Genomic DNA, 17,469 nt, shown 5'->3' on the forward strand with positions numbered 1-17,469 from the left:
ACTACATCGCCAGATCGCTGCTCGAGACCGGCGGGTTCAGACCCCAACTACACCCTGGATCATGATGAGCCGGCAAACCTGAGTGTGGACGGGAAATTCGGTCCGGCAACTCACAATGCGGTGGCCGGATACCAGAAGAGCATGGGGCTGGATGACGACGGGGTCGTCGGGCCCAAGACATGGGGGGCGCTCAAGGGCGGGCGCTGAGCAAGTTCCGCTGTTCCACAACCCATCCGGCCGGTTCCGTGGCCCTATCCACCGGGCCGCGGAACCGCCCATCCGAAAGGACCCATGATCATGTCTGCACACGAATACACGCGGTTGACCCGCAGGACCTTGCTCAAGGCTTCGGCGGTGATCGGCGGCCTCGGGGCGGCAGGCGCCGTCGCTCAGGCACCCGCGTTCGCCGCCATCGCCCCACCGTCCATCATCTCGACGGCGACCTGGGGTGCCAAGCCGGCCAAGAGGGCGTTGACCACGTTGAAGCACCGCCCGACCTACCTCGTCATCCACCACATGGATTCCGCAAACACCTCCGACTTTTCGGTCGGTGCCGCTCACAGCATCGCCCGTCAGGTCCAGAGCTGGCATTTCGCCCGAGGGTGGGCCGACTCCGGTCAGCAGTTCTCCATCAGCCGCGGTGGCCACGCCCTGGAAGGTCGACACGGTTCTCTGCGAGCCCTGCAAAGCGGAACCTCGTTCATCCTGGGTGCGCACGTCGCCAACAACAATTCCAAGGCTGTGGGCATCGAGTGCGAAGGCCGGTACGGCACCGAGCTCCCTCCGCAGAAGCTCTACGCCACCTTGGTTCACCTGGCCACCTACATCTGTCAGCAGTACGGCATCCCAGTGGCCAACATCGTGCCGCATCGCCATTTCAGTGACACGTCGTGCTGCGGTGACGCTTTTGTCGCGGCCCTGCCGACGCTGCGTTCGGACGTCTCCAAATCCCTTGCCGCCGGGCGGGTGATCGTTTCACCGGTCGGATCCACCACACCGCCTCAGCCCACGCCAACGTCGAACTACCCGCTGCTCAAGAAGGGGGCGACTGGTGCAGTAGTGACTCGACTTCAGAAGCTGCTGACCGCTCGGGGGCACAGTCCCGGTGCTGCCGACGGAGTTTTCGGAGACGGAACCCTGGGAGCCGTGAAGGCGTTTCAGCGCGCCATCGGCACCGAAGCCGACGGCGTCGTCGGGCCAAAGACCTGGGGTGCCCTGGAGGCCCGTGCAGCGAGCAACGCCACACTCAAGCAAGGCTCAAGCGGGAATAACGTACGGGCACTGCAGAAGGCACTCAACGCCGTCATCACAGCAAATCTGGCGGTCGATGGCCAGTTCGGCCCTGGGACTCACAGCGCCGTGCGCAACTACCAGCGCAGCCGTGGCCTGACCGACGACGGCATCGTAGGCGCCAAGACCTGGGGCGCACTCAAGGGCGGCCGCTGATCACATCAGCCACCAGCCAGGCCCCATCGAGTTCCGCGATCCCACATCCGCTGTGGGACTGGAGAACTCGGTGGGGCTACGGCGGGACCTCACCTTGTTGCCCGTCAGCCCCCTCACACCCAAGCCCCCACGATCCACAGGCCGCACAGGACGATCACGGCCAGAAATCCCACCAGCCAGAGCCCGGCGGGCACGCCAGTTCCCTGCGCCAGGATTGCCGCATCGGATGCCAACGGTCGACGGCGACGCCGTTGGCCGGCAAGATGGGCCCGGGTCAGGTTCAGCCAGGCCCGGAACGCGCCGATCCACAACGCCGCTCCCACGGCGAGCATGAACCACCGCCCGGGCGCTACCTCGAACCAGGCAAGAGCCAGCAGGGCGGCCGCGGTCGTCGTCGTGACGAACCACGAGAGCCACCCGCGCATCACGGCCAGGGAGACGACCAGGACCAGGGCGGAAACCACGGCCGCCAGAGGCCAGTACCCGGCGCCGACGGCTGCGGTCCACGCCGCTCCCACGAGCGCGGGGAACGGGTAACCCCAGAATGTCGACCACATGGCGGATGCGCCGCGCCCCATGGAATGTGTGACGCCGGAGTGGTCGGCTTCGATCCGGATGGTCATGATGCGGCGGCCGGTCACCAGTCCGGCGAGCGCGTGCCCGAGTTCGTGGACCACGGTGACCACCAGGCCGAACCAGCGCCACGTACCCCGCGGGATGCTGATGGCCACCGCCGCCGCAGCGCACAGGACCAGGATCCAGGTGTCGGCCGGGGACGCGGGCCTGGCTTCCAAGAGGCCGGTGACGAATTCCCCCGCGGTCACGCGTCTACGGCCTGCGGCTCACCGCGCCAGGTCATGGGGGTGTGGTCCACGCCTTCCTCCAGGAAATCCGGACCGGTGCGCTCGAAGCCGAACTTCCCGTACCAGTTCTCCAGGTACGCCTGGGCGTGGATCTCCACGGGTCGGCCCGTGGCAGCGGCGCGCTGCAACGCCTCGCGCATGAGTTGCTCCGAATACCCGCGACGACGGTGCCCCGCGTGGGTGGCCACCCGGCCGATCCGCACCACGGGACCGTCCAACAGGAGCCTCAGCACGGACACCGGTGCCCCGTCCACCTCGAGCCACATGTGCACCGTGGTCTCGGCCCGGTCCAGGTCGTCGACCTCTTCGCAGATGATCCCCTGCTCTGCCACGAACACAGACACCCTCAGCTGCAGGATCCGCTGCATCTGGACGGCGGTCATGTCCTGTGCGGTGAGTTCGAATACGCGCGGTTCGGTCATGGACCCGATCCTAGGACCGGGTGCTGAAGGCGGGCCGGGAAGCTCACGTGACCCAATTGAGTCGGGCCGTGAGCTGAAGCACACTGGGGTCATCGAACCGTCCGGCCGACACCCCGGCTCCGTGGCGGTTGCCCCAAGACGAAAGGCGCACGACATGATCGTCGGCATTCCCACAGAGACCAAGAACCACGAAGATCGCGTGGCCATCACCCCGGCCGGTGTTCACCAACTGGTGCGCCACGGACACCGTGTGGTCGTGCAGGAGGGCGCCGGTTCGGGCTCACGAATCCCTGACGAGGAGTACACGGAGGCCGGGGCGGAACTGGGCTCCGCGGAGCAGGCGTGGGGAGCGGAGCTGGTCCTCAAGGTCAAGGAGCCCACCCCGTCCGAGTACCAGTACCTGCGCTCGGACCTGGTGCTGTTCACCTACCTTCACCTGGCAGCCTCGGAAGAGCTGACCCGCGCCCTGGTCGAGGCGGGAACGACGGCGATCGCCTACGAGAACGTGCAGACCGACAACGGCGCCCTGCCCCTCCTGGCGCCCATGTCCGAGGTCGCCGGGCGTATGTCGGCGCTGGTCGGAACGCACCTTCTGTTGTCCACGAGCGGAGGCCGCGGAATCCTGATGCCGGGAATCCCGGGTGTGCGGCCCGCCGTCGTAACGGTGATCGGTGCGGGGAACGCCGGATCGAACGCCTTGAGCCAACTGGTCGGGCTGGGCGCGGACGTGACCGTGCTGGACCTGTCAATCGACGCGCTGCGGCGGGTCGACGAGCAGTACGGCGGGCGAGTGCGGACCGTGGTCTCCAGCCCCTTCGAGATCGAGCGGTGCGTCCTGAAGTCCGACCTGGTCATCGGTGCGGTGCTGGTGCCCGGGCGGCGGGCCCCGAAGGTCGTGGAGCATTCCACCGTGGAACGCATGATGGAAGGTTCCGTTCTGGTGGACATTGCCGTGGACCAGGGCGGGTGCTTCGAGGGCACCCGGGCCACCTCGCACGACGACCCCACGTTCACCGTGGGCCCGGCGACGTTCTACTGCGTGGCCAACATGCCCGGCGCAGCGCCGGTGACCGCGACGTACGGGTTGACCAACGCAACCCTGCCGTACGCGCTCCAGTTGGCCGACTCCGGATGGGAAGCGGCCTGCGCCGACAATGTCGCCCTGGGCCGCGGTGTCCTGGTCGCCGGGGGCCGAATCCGGCATTCGGCGATCGCCGCGGAGTTCCCCGGAGTGCCACACCGTATTGACACTTCCCTTCCGGAGGAGCACTGATGACCACTGTTTCCGCTCGCATCGTCGAAGCCCTGTCCCCCTACGTCACCGACGTCTTCGGGCTGATGGGCAACGGGAACGCCCACTTCCTCGACGCCGTGGACTCCTCGGACATGACGTTCACGGCCGTGCGGCACGAGGCGGGTGCGGTCGCCGCGGCCGACGCCTACGGGCGGGTCTCGGGACGGTTGGCGGTAGCCACGACGACGTACGGGGCGGGATTCACCAACGCGATCACACCCCTGGCCGAAGCACGCCAGACGCGGATTCCCTTGATTCTGGTCACCGGCGAGGCTCCCACCACCGGGTGCCCGTGATCCTGGCCATCCCCTACGACCTGGCAGCCGCCGCGGCCGACCCCGAGACCCTGCAGGCACCCGAGCTACGGAGCCCTGCCCCGCACCCCACCCAGGCCGACCTTGATCGGATCGCCGCGGTGCTGAACACCGCACGGCGCCCCCTGCTGCTGGCCGGGCGAGGGGCACGCGTGTCCGATGCCGGACCGGCGTTGAACGTGCTGTCAGACCGGCTCGGTGCCCTCACCGCGACCACCGTCGCGGCCCGGAACCTGCTGAACGGCGCCGGTCATCTGGGCATCGCCGGGGGCTTCGGCAGCGACGACTGGGCTGAGCTGATGGCCGAGGCCGACGTCGTGGTGGTGTTCGGGGCCGGGCTGAATCAGTTCACCACCCGGTTCGGGCACCTCTTCGGCCCGGAGGCCACCGTGATCCAGGTCGATCTCGCCGAGCAAGCCACCCATCCTCGCGTCGACCACCACGTGTGCGCGGACGCGCGGGTGGTCGCGGAACAACTCACCGAGATGCTTGATGCACCTACACAGCAGTCCTGGCGCAAGACGGCCGCAGACCGCGTCCATCGAGCAGCACACCGTGAACCGGGTGGACCATTGGCTCCCGACGGGCGCCTGGACCCCGTTCTCTGTCCGTCGCTCTGAACCTGGTGGGCACCGCCTACCAGACGATCGGTCTGGGGCTGCCCGCAGCCGTCGGGGCCGGACGGGCCGCCCCGGAATCCACGACCGTGTTGACCACTGGTGACGGTGGGCTGCTGATGTGCCTGGCCGACCTGGAGACCGTCGTGCGCAGCGTGGCCAGTGGCGTCGTCGTGGTGTTCAACGACGCCACTTACGCCGCGGAAGTCCATCAGTACGGTCCCCTGGGACTGGCCGATGCGCCGATGCGCATCCCCGACGTCGACTTCGCCGGGATGGCCACCGCGCTCGGCGCGCACGCCGCCACCGTCCGCACGCTCGAGGACCTTCAGACCCTGAGCGATTGGACGGACGCGGGGGCCAGAGGTGTGCTCCTGCTCGACTGCAAGATCTCGGCCGACGTCATCGCCCCCTACATGAGCGAGATCCTCGCGGCCGCGTAGCGCGCCCGCTCCACCAGCCCTGCCACCCGCTGACCGAGACGACGACGTCGCCCAGCCCTCGAACGGTGACCGAGAGAGAGACCGATCATGCCGACCACAGAGTTCGACCACAGCCAACCCACCGACGCACTCCTCGACCAGGACCAGTCGGCCGCAACACTTCCCGGTCACCTCCAGACGGCGTCAGATGAGGCCATTGAGGAACTGGTCCGGGAGTTAGGCGACGCCGTGAGCACCGATGCCGCCGTGCTGGAAGAGCACAGCCGGGACACCTCACGAGCCGAGCCGGGGGGTCTGCCCGCTGCGGTGGTCCGGGTCCATTCGGCCACCGAGGTTCAGACGGTGTTGCGCTGGGCAACTACCCACAGGGTGCCGGTGTCCGTGCGAGGGGCCGGCACCGGGGTCAGCGGTGGGGCCCTGGCCTACCCCGGCGGATTGGTCGTGTCCCTGGCCGCCATGAATCAAGTGCTCGAGATCGATGCTCCCAACCGGATCGCCGAGGTGGATCCCGGCATCATCGTTGACCAGCTCGATCAGGCGGCGGCAGCGCACGAATTGATGTACGCACCGGACCCGGTGAGTTACCAGACCGCCACGATCGGCGGCACGGTGGCCACCAACGCCGGCGGCCTGCGCTGCCTGGCCCACGGCGTCACCCGCGACGTCATTGCCGGCCTGGAAGTCGTGTTGGCTGACGGCCGGCTCATCCGGACCGGTTCGAGGACCCGAAAGAACAGCACCGGTTACGACCTCACCGGTTTGTTCATCGGTTCCGAAGGCACCCTCGGGGTGGTCACCAGGGTGATCGCCCGGCTCAAGCCCCGACCCGTCGGCGAAGCGGTCACCTTCTCGGCCCAGTTCCCGACCATGGCCGCCGCCGGGGCCGCGGTGGCGACGATCATGGCCTCCGCGACCACCCCGGAAATGCTGGAGCTCATGGACCGCAACAGCATCGACATCGTCCAGCGGCACTTTCCCTCCGCCGTCGCTGCCGAAGGGGAGGCCCTGTTGGTGGGCCAGACCATCGGTACCGACGCACAGCAACAGGCCGAAGCCGTGGTCTCCGCCTGCCGCGACGCGGGCGCTTTGCTCGCCGAAGCGGGCGGGGGTGAGGAGCTCCTGGACACGCGGCGCATGGTCAACCCCGCGCTCAACGCCGCCGGGCTTGCCCTGTCCTGTGACGTGGCCGTCCCACCTTCCCGACTGGCCGAGATGTTCGAACGCATCGACGACATCTCCGTTCAGACCGGCTACCCGGTGAACACCTGCGCCCATGCCGGGGACGGCAACATGCACCCATCGGTGCTCGCCGCGAACGACTCTGCCGAGGAGGTTGCCGCGGCCGAGCACGTCCTGACACTGATCACCGAGGCGGCGCTGGACATGGGGGGCGTGATCTCCGGCGAGCACAGAATCGGATCGCTCAAGACCGGGATGCTCGCCCAGCAGTTCGACCCTGACACCCTGGACCTGCAGCATCAGCTGAAGGGTTTCTTCGACCCCGTCGGCATCCTCAGCCCCGGACGAGCCATCTGACCGAGGCCGTCCTTTCGAAGGACGCGACAGGGATCAGCCCTCCGTATGGTCGGTCATGCCCCCATGGCAGGTGCGCCTGGTCATCACCGCATCGTTGATCATCACGGTCCTGCTCGCCGCTGCCCTGTCCGTGACACCGGCCGGAGATTCGTCGTCAACATCGGAGTTGGGCCACGGGTGGGTCCTCGCGGTGATCACCCCAGTCTTTACGGTCGTTGCTTTGCCGCTGGCCGAGGAGATCATCTTCCGCCGACTTCTGTTGGACTGGCTGCTGGCGCGAACATCCGCGGCGCTGGCGTTCATCGTCGTCACCGTGGCCTTTGCGGCGATCCATGTCACCCCACCCGTCATGCTCTACATCCTGGTTTGTGAAGGCTTCTGGACCCTGCTCCGGATTTGGTACGCAAGCCTCTGGGCATCCTGGATCGCGCACATGTGCAACAACGCACTGGTGACTGGGGCGGCGCTCGTGGCGCTCCTGTCGACCTGAACTCCCACTTTAACGGTCAGCTGGGTCGGGCGGCGGGGCCGGAGCACGACTGAGGCCCATGGCCACTCCTACCGCGATCCACGCCACCAACAGCAACCCGGCCAGAGCGAATCCCCAGGCATCTACACCGATCAATCGCGTCCAAGCGAACAGGTCAGGTATCCCGAGCCATTCGGACAAGGCCCCGGATAGCGACGCCGATCCCACCACCAACGCCACCACGACGGACACCGACGTGATTGCCACGTTGTAGGTGAGCAGCCGTTTCGGGTGGGTTTCCGCCCAACCATATGCGCGACGAGCCACCCACCCTTGAGCCAAGTCGAAGGTACTCATCCCAGCGGTGAACAGCAGCGGCAGGGTAAGTACCGCCCACCAGGGAACGGCGGCCATTCCTGCTGTACCTGCCAACAGCAAGAGACCGATTTCCGTGGCGGTGTCGAAGCCCAAACCAAACAGCAGGCCCACCAGGTACATCTGCCGCGGTGTTCGGATGCGTGCGCCGACCCCGTTGATGACCTTGGTGATCGGCCCACCCGCGAGGTCACCCACCGGAGCGGGAGAATATGTGCCGGTCTGCCCGGCACGGCCCCTCTCGGCAAGACTTCGCCGCAGTGTCAGGACGTTCAATGCCGCGATCACAAGCAGGAATAATCCCGCGATCAAAGGCCCCCACACTCCCGTGAAGTGATGCCAGGGGGAGTCCTGATCGGCCACGGGACCCATGACCGCTGACAACCCGAAAGCCAGCAGCAGACACAGACCAACCACGACACTCGAATGTCCCATGGAGAACCAGAACCCCACGGTTGCGGCCGGTCTGCCTTCGATGAGCAGCCGTCGCGTGGTGTTGTCGATGGCCGCGATGTGATCAGCGTCGAAGGCGTGGCGCACGCCCAAGAAGAACGCCGTCACGCCCAGCGTGGTGCCGAACACCGCTGCGCTGCCATCGCTTTGGACTCCAAGTCTGAGGTCCGCAGGCACCACGAAGAGCAGCAACGTCCCCCAGCCGACGGCATGCAGTAAAAGGACGGTCAGTGACACTAGGAACGTGGAACGGCGTTCGGCTCCGCGCACGTCGGCTGGTGCGGCACTCAAGCGGGTGACACTCTCCATACGGTCAGTACTTTCTCAAGTTCAGCCTGGTCTTATGCCCCCAACGACGACGCAGCGCGGCGTGGATGTCGAGCAGCAACTCGTGGAGAGGACCTGTTCCAGGGCCCATCAAGCGAACTGCCAGACCGGCTGTCTCGCGCACCTGTGGATGTGCTGCAACTGCGGAATCACGCGGCTCGGCCAGCGGCGTCACCCCACCACGTGACCCCGGAACAGTCGCTTCGTACTCCACGAGGAGGTCATGGACTTCTTCGACGGCGTCCGCGTCCAACTCTGGGGCAACGGCCAGCAACGTGCCCAAGTGGGTCCGCTCGGCAGCGAAGCCGTGCGGGTCCAGGTCGCCGGAGACCGAAAAGTTCGTGAGACTCTCGCCCCTGTACGCACCGTGCGCCATATGGACCGTGTCCCAGGCGATCAGGGCTCCTGTCGGACGCCCGATTACGGTCTTCAGCAGGACCGATTTCCACTGGTAGAGCGATCCATCTGGGGCCCACCCCGGCGTCACGATGTCTGTCATGACCAGCCTCCCCCCGCGGGCCACCGTGGCCCGCGTGCGTTGAACGTAGTCGGCGTCCCGATATGCGATCAATGGGTCCGGAACCACTTCCAGGACAGCATCCGGTTCCACCACGAACCGTTGCTTCTGCTCCACGGGCTGCCCAGGGGTCCGATAGACCTTGGTCGCGGACTGAGTGGTGACCAGGGCAGAGGACGATTCGCCCACCGAGACCCCGAGTTCGTACCGGTCTCCCCCTACATACCCCCCACCAGGATTGACCACGGTCAGACAGGGCTGGCCGGAGGAGTCCAGGTACAAGGGACGAAGCAACCGCAATCCACCGTGGTGACGCTGCGATGCGACCACGTTGCGTTCACCGTGGCGCTGGACCCCCAGCCACAGGCCACCGGTCAATGAAGCAGAGACGGACAACGGATCAGCCCGCGAGATCCATCATCAACACGTCGCGACGAATCCATTCCAACACCGTATCCAGGCCCTCGTCCGTCTTCAGATTCGTGAAAGCGAACGGTTTGTCCTTCCGGAACACCCTGGAATCGGCCTCCATCACGCTCAGGTCTGCGCCCACGTACGGGGCCAGGTCGGTCTTGTTGATCACGAAGAGGTCTGACTTGATCATGCCCTGTCCGGCCTTGCGCGGAATCTTCTCCCCTTGAGCAACGTCGATGACGTAGATCGAGAAATCCACGAGCTCCGGGGAGAACGTGGCAGACAGGTTGTCGCCCCCCGACTCCACGAAGATCACCTGCAGGTCAGGGTGCTTGTCCGTGAGGTCCCTGATCGCCGCCTCGTTCATGGATGTGTCCTCACGGATCGCCGTGTGCGGGCATCCGCCGGTTTCCAGGCCTACGATGCGGTCCTCGGAGAGCACTGAGGTTCGCGCCAGAATCTTGGCGTCCTCAATTGTGTAGATGTCATTCGTGATCGCCGCGGTGGATACCTCCCCGTCCAATGCCCGCGTAATACGTTCCACCAGTTGCGTCTTCCCCGCACCCACGGGGCCGCCCACGCCGATCCGAACCGGGTCCGTCGCCATCAGGTCCTCCTGTCTATATTGCTTTCCGCTAACCACGACGGCGAAACACGCCGTCGTCAATCTGTCAGGACATGAACATTCGAGCGCGCTGCCAGACATGACGCATTTGATCGATCTCCAAGGCGGGGCTCACGGCGCCCACGTGGTCATCGGTCATGCCGTCGATCCGTCGCACGGCAGTTTCGATCTCGTCGTGCATGCTGCGCAGCACTCTCTGCCCGGCGTTCTGCCCGATCGGAATTCCGCGTACTGCGTTCTGCGTCAAAGAGGTCAGCGAGGTGAACAGGTGAGCAGCACATGCATCACGCCAACCGGATCCGTGGTCGCGCGCGAACAATCCGATCACTACGGGCACACTGCCCGCAGCCACGCCGGTTCTGAACTCTCCGGGCTCCACCTCATCTCCACCCTTCCCAAGGACAGCCACTGCGTATCGCTCGATGTCTGGGGATGGGAAGTTCGCTCGGGCAATCTCGATCGCCCTCCTGCCCATTGCGGCGTTGCCGTCGCGCACCTCCACCGGCAGGCTCATTGCATGCAACATGGCATCCACCGTCAAGGCATCGGCGTCGTCCCGGACCAGCGTTCGGATGGCCCAGCCATCGGCCGGTACCAGTTGGTGGTGCAGGAAATGTGTGAGCCATTGCCGGAACGTGGCTTCGTCATTCACGGCGCCGTCATTGATCGCGGTCTCCAGGCCCATGGACTGGCTGAAAGCACCGGTCGGCAGCGCCGAATCGGCGAACTGAAGAACCGTGAGCAGCCCGGAATTCAGGGACACCACGATCAGTGAGTGTGCTCTGCGTGTCGGAAAGGGACCTCCATGACCCGGTCCACACGCATGAAACGCACTCCATGGTCCGTCAGGAAGTGCTCGGCCGTGTGATCGTACTGGATCACCATCACCCCGTTGTGTGGTTCCAGCCCCGCAATGGAGGTGTCCGGCCCAAAGAACTGGGCGGGTAGGTGGCGATTCCCCAGGGAATGCGCCACGAACGCAGCTTCCTGCACGGTAGCCGGCGCAATGGCCAGGACCTCCGTGGGCAGTGTGGAGACCACCACGACGTTTCGCCCGTCCCTGACCAGGATGTCCCCGTCGCGCAGTTCCCTACGATCGCTGAGACGCAGTCCGAACTCTTTGCCGTGATCCGTGGTCACTCGCTGCACCCGTTGGCGCAAGGCAGCGCCTTCCAAGGCCACGCGTTCCACATGAATGTCGGCTCGCTGGTCGGCGGGAAGCTCGTGCAGGTTGCCAAGGACTTTCTCAACGATCACGAGGGCGGGGGTCCTTTCGGTCTTGACATGAGATCACGGGCGGGTGGTCAAGGCATGGCGGTCAGAACAAGAAGTAGCGTTGCGCCATCGCGAGTTCCTGCGCGGGCTCGGCGGAGATGAGTTCACCGTCCACGCGCACTTGGTAGGTCTGCGGGTCAACTTCAATATTCGGAGTCTGGTCATTGTGCTTGAGGTCAGCCTTGGCCAGAGCACGGATCCCGCCGACCGGCAGCGTTTGTTTGGCCAGACCGTAACGGGCGCGGACGTCGTCGTCGTGCGCTGCCTGCGAGGTGAAATGCACGGAATTGTGAGCGGGAGCCTGGCCCTGGGCCCCGAAAGCATCACGCATGAGCTGTGGTTGCGGCGTGGGAATGGAGGCATTGGGGTCACCCATCACGGAGTGCACGATCTGACCGCTCTTGAGCACGGTAGTTGGTTTGACCCCGAAGAATGCGGGCTCCCACAACACGAGGTCTGCCAGCTTTCCGACTTCCACGGATCCAACGTGCTGCGCGATTCCGTGGGTGATGGCGGGGTTGATCGTGTATTTGGAGATGTAGCGCCTGATCCGGAAGTTGTCCGCATCGTGGTCCCCGGCAAGTGAACCGGTGCGCTTCTTCATCTGGTCCGCGAGTTGCCAGGTGCGCAACACGACCTCTCCCACGCGCCCCATGGCCTGGGAATCGGAAGAGGTCATGGAGAACACCCCCAAGTCGTGCAGCACATCCTCGGCCGCGATGGTTTCGGGCCGAATTCGCGAATCCGCGAAGGCCACGTCCTCCGGAATGGACGGGTTCAGGTGGTGACAAACCATGAGCATGTCCAGATGCTCTTCCGCCGTGTTCCGGGTGAACGGGAGCGTGGGATTGGTCGACGAAGGCAGCACGTTGGGCATCCCCGCCATGGCGATGATGTCCGGGGCGTGACCACCACCGGCACCTTCGGTGTGGAAGGTGTGAATCACCCGCCCGTCGATGGCCCGAATGGTGTCCTCAACAAACCCACATTCGTTGAGGGTGTCCGTATGAATGGCCACCTGAAGATCAAATCGGTCCGCGGAACTCAATGCGGCGTTGATGGACCCATGAGTTGCTCCCCAGTCTTCGTGGATCTTGAAGCCAACCACACCCGCGCGGACCTGCTCCTCGAGGGGAGCCGGATCGGCGGTATGCCCCTTGCCCAGCAGCCCGAAATTCATGGGGTACCCATCCAGAGCTTGGAACATGCGCTCGATGTGCCATGCCCCGGGGGTGACGGTCGTGGCCTTGGAGCCTTCCGCGGGTCCCGTACCACCACCGATCATGGTGGTGACGCCACTGGCCAGAGCCGTACCCACCTGATCGGAGCCGATGAAGTGGATGTGTGTGTCCACTCCCCCCGCAGTCAGAATCTTGTGCTCGCCGGCGATCACCTCCGTTGCGGCACCGATCAGGATGTTCACGTTGTCCATGGTGTCCGGGTTGCCTGCCTTGCCGATCGCACAGATTCGGCCGTCCACGATCCCCACGTCCGCTTTGTAGATCCCGGAGTGGTCGATGATCAACGCGCTGGTGATGACAGTGTCCACCACACCGTCGCCCCTGGTCAGACGGCCATTGTGGCCCATGCCGTCACGGATGACCTTACCGCCACCGAACACGACCTCATCTCCGGCAGCGGTCAGATCCTGGTTCGTCAAGTCGCGTTCTATCTCCGCGAATAGCTCCGTGTCGGCCAGCCGCACCCGATCGCCGACGGTGGGCCCGTAAAGGGACGTGTACTCGGCCCGAGTCAGCTCACGCGCCACGATCTTCTCCGTTCCATCCGACGACAACGACCTCGCCCGTCCCCGCAAAGCTCACCAACCGCACGGTCTTGCGGTCCCCGGGTTCGAAACGGACGGCCGTTCCCGCCGGCACATCGAGCCGATAGCCGTCCGTGGCATCGCGGTCAAATTCAAGCCCCGGGTTGGCCTGGGCGAACGGAAAGTGGGAGCCCACCTGCACCGGACGGTCTCCGCGGTTGACCACCTCAACTTCCACTGTGGAGCGGTCCGGATTGATGGTCACCGGGGAGTCCCGCAAGACGTATTCGCCGGGTCTCACCCTCGGTCCGCCTGGGGCCGTGGCCCCCGGGCCTGAGCGGATGGGATCGTGAACCGTGACCAGTTTGGTGCCGTCCGGGAAGGTCGCTTCCACCTGCACCGACTGGATCATTTCTGGAACACCGTCCATGACTTGCTCCGTGGAGAGAATCGTGGCGCCCCAGGACATCAGATCGGCCACAGTCCGCCCGTCCCGGGCAGCCTCCAGGAGCTCCGCAGTGATCAGAGCCACGGCCTCCGGGTGGTTCAGCCTGAGACCACGGTCCAGACGACGCCGCGCCACCTCACCAGCGGTGACGATCAGCAGCTTCTCTTGTTCCCGGGGTGTCAACTGCATGTGCCGAACGTTAGCGGCGCCACGTTACAGCCCTGTGACACGCTGATCCTGCCCGTGTCTACACGGCGAGTGCCTCCCTGGCGGCGTCGACCGCGGCTTCGTCAGCCCGGCCGGCCCGAACCACCCGCCCGGTCGCCAGGACGGCGTATTCGTCAGCGGCGTTCAGGGCAAAACCCACCTTCTGCTCGGCCAGTAGCACCTGGGTACCGGAGCGGGAGGCGAGGCCCACGATCTTCTCCTCGATTTCCTGCACCACCGACGGCTGGATGCCTTCGGACGGTTCATCCAGCACCAGCAGCCGAGGCCCGGTCAGCAGCGCACGGGCAATTGAGAGTTGCTGGCGCTGGCCCCCTGAGAGCAGACCTGCCCGACGTTCCATCAACTCCTCCAGTGCGGGGAAGAGAGCAAGGACCTCATCAAGGCGACCGCGGCCGCCGGGATGAGCTTCGGCCACCACCAGCAAATTCTCACGGGTGGTCAGAGTGCCAAATGATTGTTGTCCTTGCGGCACCCAGGCCAAACCTCTGCGCACTCTCTGGTGTGCGGACAGGCGGGTGATGTCCTCACCATCCCAGGTGATCCTCCCGGAGCGGGCTGGAAGCAGCCCCATCACGGTCTTGAGAAGTGTGGTCTTCCCAGCACCGTTGTGTCCCAGCACGGTGGTCACTCCGTCGTCAGGAACCACAAGGTCCACACCGTGCAGGACTTCCGTGCGCCCATAACCTGATCGCAAGCTTTCGAGTTTGAACATCAGTTCTTCGCCCCTTCAGGTGCACTGTCCGCGGTCACCGCATCGGGATCCAGGCCCACCAACTGTGCATCCACCCGTGCTTCTTCGAGGCTCTTGGTACCGGCAGCCCCAAGGTAAATCTCCTGGACCAGAGGACTGGCCTGGACCTCGGCTACCGTTCCTTCGGCAACGATTTTCCCCGCGGCCATCACGGTCACGGACTGGGCGTACTTGCGCAGGAACTCCATGTCGTGCTCCACCACGATCACCACGTGCCGTTCGGCCAATGCAGCCAGTAGGTCCCCCGTGGCATCGCGTTCATCCTGGCTCATGCCTGCCACGGGTTCGTCCAACAGCAGCACGGTGGCGTCCTGGACGATCAACATGCCGATCTCCAGCCACTGCTTCTGCCCGTGGGACAGTACCCCTGCCTTTGTCTCCTGGTGATCCGTGAGCCCGATGGCCTCCAGAACCTCCTGGATCCGCGGGGACACGCCACGACGGCTGCGCACCATGTCCCGCATACGTCGCCGCAGCCCGGCTGCAATGTCCAGGTTCTGCACCACCGTCAGGTCCTCGAACACGCTGGCGGTCTGGAAAGTTCGGCCGACCCCGTAACGCACGATCTTGTGAGTTTTGCGCCCCACCAGCTCGTGGCCGTTGTGATTGATGGAACCCTGCGCCGGAGCCAAGGCGGTGACAGCATCGATGGTCGTGGTCTTGCCGGCGCCGTTCGGCCCGATGAGGAACCGCAGATCCCCTTGGTCCACGCGCAGGTCCACGCCGTCCACGGCCACGAACCTGTCGAACACCACGCGCAGGTTCCGAATTTCCAAGTAACTGGGCCGGTGGTCGCGGTTCATCGTGTTACCTCCATTTCGATGGTTTCCGATGTCTTCCGGCGGCGCAGAAATCCGGTGACGGACGCCAAACCACCGGGCAGGAAACCTATGACCAGGATGAACAGGAGACCTTGGAAGTAGACCCAGAACGACGGGAAGACAGACGCCAACTGGGTTCCGGCAAAGGACACCGCGATGGAACCCAGGACGGGGCCCAACCACGTGGCCCGACCTCCGATGGCCACGCCGATCAGGAACGCGATGGAGGGGACCACCCCGATGTCGGCCGGTGAAATGATGCCAACCACGGGTACGAACAGAGCTCCGCCGATAGCTGCGAACAGGGCGGCGATCATGTAGGCGACGGTCTTGACCAGGGCCGGGTCATAGCCCAGGAAGCGGACGCGCTCCTCCTGGTCACGGACCGCTACCAGCAGTTCACCGAATCGGGAGCGGTACAACTGCCAGGTTACTGCGAGCATGGTCAGCAGAACGGCGGCCACAACGAGGAACAGGATCGTGCGGTTGGTGGAATCGGAGAGGTCCCAGCCAAACAACGAGTGGAAGTTGGACAGGCCGTTGGAGCCGTTGGTCAGCACCGGTTGGCCGATGATCAGAACGGCGAAAGCCGCGGCCAGCGCCTGGGACAGGATCGCAAAGTACGCGCCCTTGACCCGTCGAGAGAAAATGGCCCAGCCCAGCAACCCGGCCACCCCCGTGGGCACCAACACCACTGCGGCCACCGCGACCACAGGGTGCTGCACTATGCCCCACAGTTCAGGCAGGCGATCCACACCGTTCTGGCGCATGAAGGTGGGGATGGATTCACCCTCCAGCGTCGTGTCCGCCAGGGTCATGTGCATGGCCATGATGTAGGCACCCAGACCGAAGTAGACGCCCTGGCCCATCGCCAGCATGCCGCCGCGGCCCCAGACGAGGCCGATTCCCACCGCCACCATGGCCATGCACAGGTAGCGACCGAGCAGGTCCAACCCGAACCCGCTCAGGGTCATCGGGGCAACCACCAGGAGCAGGATCGCGCCGACTCCCAGGCCCAGCAGGGCCCCCCGAGGTCCGGTGGTCCACACCCCCGCACCCTCCGTCACCGCAGGTAAGGTGCGGGTCCCGGCGGGTGTGGGCGTCGTCGATGTTGACGGAGTTGATGGTGCTGCGGCGCTCATGCCAACCCCCTGGTGCGCGTGGCCACGATGCCCTGCGGGCGGATCTGAAGGAAGGCAACCACAATCACCAGGACAATCACCTTGGCGATTGAGGCGGTGGTGCCGAACTCGAAGAACACCTGCAACAGGCCGAGGCCCGCGGCGGCGATCACGGCGCCGCGGATCTGTCCGATGCCTCCGGCCACCACCACCAGAAAGGCATCGACGATATAGGTGGTACCCAGTGTGGGGCTGGTAGAGCCGATCAACGTGATGGCCACCCCAGCCACGCCCGCCAGCCCGGAGCCCACGAAAAAGGTCAGGGCATCGGTACGGCGCGAGGAGATGCCTGAGGCCTCGGCGAGATCACGGGACTGTACGACGGCACGGGTCCTGCGCCCCAGGGACGACTTGTTCATCACCAGGGACAGGCCTGCCACCACTAACACGGTCAAGACCAGAATGAAGACCCGCGCCGCCGGAACCGGGGTCCCCATGATCGTCACGGGACCGGACAGCAGCTCGGGCAGCCTCACGTCCACGGACGGGGCACCGAAGATGTCCCGGGCCAGCTGCTGCAGGATCAGACTGACGCCGAAAGTCACCAGAAGTGTGTCCAGTGGACGGTGATACATGTGGCGCAACAGCGCGATCTCCAGGATGAGCCCCAAGGCGCCGCCCACTAGGAAAGCCACGGGGATACTGGCCAATAGCGACCACCCGGCACTACCAAGAATCTGTTGGACCGTGAAAGCTGTGTATGCCCCAGCCATGATGAATTCACCGTGAGCCATGTTGATCACGCCCATTTGACCGAAAGTCAAAGACAACCCTACCGCTGCCAGCAGCAGGACCGAGCCCAAGCTCAAACCCGCAAAGAGCTGGCTGATCAGAATCTCCATGAGACCCCCCTTCTCGAAATGTTGTGGTGCTCGATTGATATAC

General features: G+C 65.1%; 18 protein-coding genes and 1 pseudogene. 6 read left to right on the forward strand and 13 right to left on the reverse strand.

Going from position 1 to position 17,469, the window contains the following annotated elements:
* Together GWK18_RS10860 and GWK18_RS10865 are read left to right on the forward strand one after the other, a co-directional pair.
* Nucleotides 1-207 (forward strand): peptidoglycan-binding domain-containing protein (locus GWK18_RS10860; protein WP_209280942.1); only part of this gene is annotated, 207 nt, incomplete at its 5' end.
* Nucleotides 208-297: 90 nt separating this feature from the next.
* Entirely contained in the window at nucleotides 298-1,446 is a 1,149-nt protein-coding gene (locus GWK18_RS10865) for an N-acetylmuramoyl-L-alanine amidase (protein ID WP_166835239.1), read from the forward strand.
* Between the two features lie 113 nt (nucleotides 1,447-1,559).
* Here GWK18_RS10865 and GWK18_RS10870 read toward each other — a convergent pair whose 3' ends face one another.
* Together GWK18_RS10870 and GWK18_RS10875 are read right to left on the reverse strand one after the other, a co-directional pair.
* Complete coding sequence (locus GWK18_RS10870; protein WP_166835241.1) at nucleotides 1,560-2,270, reverse strand: M50 family metallopeptidase; 711 nt, start codon at nucleotides 2,268-2,270, stop codon at nucleotides 1,560-1,562.
* The gene (locus GWK18_RS10875) at nucleotides 2,267-2,731 is read right to left on the reverse strand and encodes a GNAT family N-acetyltransferase (protein WP_209280943.1); all 465 of its coding nucleotides are present in this window, start codon (nucleotides 2,729-2,731) and stop codon (nucleotides 2,267-2,269) included. The genes GWK18_RS10870 and GWK18_RS10875 overlap by 4 nt, the downstream gene beginning before the upstream one ends.
* Before the next feature lie 154 nt (nucleotides 2,732-2,885).
* On the opposite strand from GWK18_RS10875, the gene ald reads away from it, so the two are divergent.
* From ald to GWK18_RS10895, 4 genes and pseudogenes are all read left to right on the forward strand, one after another.
* Nucleotides 2,886-4,004, forward strand: coding sequence for an alanine dehydrogenase (ald, locus tag GWK18_RS10880; RefSeq protein WP_123826537.1), 1,119 nt, complete (start codon nucleotides 2,886-2,888; stop codon nucleotides 4,002-4,004).
* Nucleotides 4,004-5,399, forward strand: a pseudogene (locus GWK18_RS10885) (thiamine pyrophosphate-binding protein). The gene ald and the pseudogene GWK18_RS10885 overlap by 1 nt, the downstream one beginning before the upstream one ends.
* Before the next feature lie 87 nt (nucleotides 5,400-5,486).
* A complete protein-coding gene (locus GWK18_RS10890) occupies nucleotides 5,487-6,935 on the forward strand; it encodes an FAD-linked oxidase C-terminal domain-containing protein (protein WP_166835243.1) in 1,449 nt (482 codons plus the stop codon).
* Nucleotides 6,936-6,990: 55 nt separating this feature from the next.
* Nucleotides 6,991-7,425 carry a CPBP family intramembrane glutamic endopeptidase gene (locus tag GWK18_RS10895; RefSeq protein ID WP_166835245.1) on the forward strand — a complete coding sequence of 145 codons (435 nt, stop codon included), beginning with the start codon at nucleotides 6,991-6,993 and terminating at the stop codon, nucleotides 7,423-7,425.
* Between the two features lie 9 nt (nucleotides 7,426-7,434).
* Here GWK18_RS10895 and GWK18_RS10900 read toward each other — a convergent pair whose 3' ends face one another.
* From GWK18_RS10900 to urtB, 11 genes are all read right to left on the reverse strand, one after another.
* On the reverse strand, nucleotides 7,435-8,523 hold the full coding sequence (locus GWK18_RS10900; protein ID WP_209280944.1) for a HoxN/HupN/NixA family nickel/cobalt transporter: 1,089 nt from the start codon (nucleotides 8,521-8,523) through the stop codon (nucleotides 7,435-7,437).
* A 22-nt stretch (nucleotides 8,524-8,545) separates the two neighbouring features.
* A complete protein-coding gene (locus GWK18_RS10905; protein ID WP_167739458.1) occupies nucleotides 8,546-9,472 on the reverse strand; it encodes an urease accessory protein UreD in 927 nt (308 codons plus the stop codon).
* Nucleotides 9,473-9,476: 4 nt separating this feature from the next.
* A complete protein-coding gene (ureG, locus tag GWK18_RS10910) occupies nucleotides 9,477-10,097 on the reverse strand; it encodes an urease accessory protein UreG (RefSeq protein WP_123826532.1) in 621 nt (206 codons plus the stop codon).
* 64 nt (nucleotides 10,098-10,161) lie between these two features.
* Nucleotides 10,162-10,800 (reverse strand): urease accessory UreF family protein, encoded by a 639-nt coding sequence (locus tag GWK18_RS10915; RefSeq protein ID WP_166835249.1) that lies wholly within the window; start codon nucleotides 10,798-10,800, stop codon nucleotides 10,162-10,164.
* An 83-nt stretch (nucleotides 10,801-10,883) separates the two neighbouring features.
* A complete protein-coding gene (ureE, locus tag GWK18_RS10920; RefSeq protein ID WP_123826530.1) occupies nucleotides 10,884-11,372 on the reverse strand; it encodes an urease accessory protein UreE in 489 nt (162 codons plus the stop codon).
* Between the two features lie 61 nt (nucleotides 11,373-11,433).
* On the reverse strand, nucleotides 11,434-13,158 hold the full coding sequence (gene ureC / locus GWK18_RS10925) for an urease subunit alpha (protein ID WP_123826529.1): 1,725 nt from the start codon (nucleotides 13,156-13,158) through the stop codon (nucleotides 11,434-11,436).
* Complete coding sequence (locus tag GWK18_RS10930; protein WP_123826528.1) at nucleotides 13,148-13,792, reverse strand: urease subunit gamma; 645 nt, start codon at nucleotides 13,790-13,792, stop codon at nucleotides 13,148-13,150. The genes ureC and GWK18_RS10930 overlap by 11 nt, the downstream gene beginning before the upstream one ends.
* Before the next feature lie 58 nt (nucleotides 13,793-13,850).
* Nucleotides 13,851-14,525 carry an ATP-binding cassette domain-containing protein gene (locus GWK18_RS10935; protein WP_233568880.1) on the reverse strand — a complete coding sequence of 225 codons (675 nt, stop codon included), beginning with the start codon at nucleotides 14,523-14,525 and terminating at the stop codon, nucleotides 13,851-13,853.
* Nucleotides 14,526-14,542: 17 nt separating this feature from the next.
* Nucleotides 14,543-15,385: an urea ABC transporter ATP-binding protein UrtD gene (gene urtD, locus GWK18_RS10940; protein WP_123826526.1), complete on the reverse strand. Its 843-nt coding sequence runs from the start codon at nucleotides 15,383-15,385 to the stop codon at nucleotides 14,543-14,545.
* Nucleotides 15,382-16,545: an urea ABC transporter permease subunit UrtC gene (gene urtC, locus GWK18_RS10945; protein ID WP_123826525.1), complete on the reverse strand. Its 1,164-nt coding sequence runs from the start codon at nucleotides 16,543-16,545 to the stop codon at nucleotides 15,382-15,384. The genes urtD and urtC overlap by 4 nt, the downstream gene beginning before the upstream one ends.
* On the reverse strand, nucleotides 16,542-17,426 hold the full coding sequence (gene urtB / locus GWK18_RS10950) for an urea ABC transporter permease subunit UrtB (RefSeq protein ID WP_123826524.1): 885 nt from the start codon (nucleotides 17,424-17,426) through the stop codon (nucleotides 16,542-16,544). The genes urtC and urtB overlap by 4 nt, the downstream gene beginning before the upstream one ends.
* Between the last annotated feature and the right edge of the window lie 43 nt (nucleotides 17,427-17,469).

The organism is Kocuria sp. JC486, from assembly GCF_011602805.1.
GTDB classification, from domain to species: Bacteria; Actinomycetota; Actinomycetes; order Actinomycetales; family Micrococcaceae; genus Kocuria; species Kocuria soli.

What these genes read in the sequence shown, in the direction of transcription:
- GWK18_RS10865 (WP_166835239.1), top strand. Translation starts at nt 298, where the DNA reads ATGTCTGCACACGAATACACGCGGTTGACCCGCAGGACCTTGCTCAAG.
- GWK18_RS10875 (WP_209280943.1), bottom strand. Translation starts at nt 2,731, where the DNA reads ATGACCGAACCGCGCGTATTCGAACTCACCGCACAGGACATGACCGCC.
- ald (WP_123826537.1), top strand. Translation starts at nt 2,886, where the DNA reads ATGATCGTCGGCATTCCCACAGAGACCAAGAACCACGAAGATCGCGTG.
- GWK18_RS10890 (WP_166835243.1), top strand. Translation starts at nt 5,487, where the DNA reads ATGCCGACCACAGAGTTCGACCACAGCCAACCCACCGACGCACTCCTC.
- GWK18_RS10895 (WP_166835245.1), top strand. Translation starts at nt 6,991, where the DNA reads ATGCCCCCATGGCAGGTGCGCCTGGTCATCACCGCATCGTTGATCATC.
- ureG (WP_123826532.1), bottom strand. Translation starts at nt 10,097, where the DNA reads ATGGCGACGGACCCGGTTCGGATCGGCGTGGGCGGCCCCGTGGGTGCG.
- GWK18_RS10915 (WP_166835249.1), bottom strand. Translation starts at nt 10,800, where the DNA reads ATGGGCCTGGAGACCGCGATCAATGACGGCGCCGTGAATGACGAAGCC.
- GWK18_RS10930 (WP_123826528.1), bottom strand. Translation starts at nt 13,792, where the DNA reads ATGCAGTTGACACCCCGGGAACAAGAGAAGCTGCTGATCGTCACCGCT.
- urtD (WP_123826526.1), bottom strand. Translation starts at nt 15,385, where the DNA reads ATGAACCGCGACCACCGGCCCAGTTACTTGGAAATTCGGAACCTGCGC.
- urtC (WP_123826525.1), bottom strand. Translation starts at nt 16,545, where the DNA reads ATGAGCGCCGCAGCACCATCAACTCCGTCAACATCGACGACGCCCACA.
- urtB (WP_123826524.1), bottom strand. Translation starts at nt 17,426, where the DNA reads ATGGAGATTCTGATCAGCCAGCTCTTTGCGGGTTTGAGCTTGGGCTCG.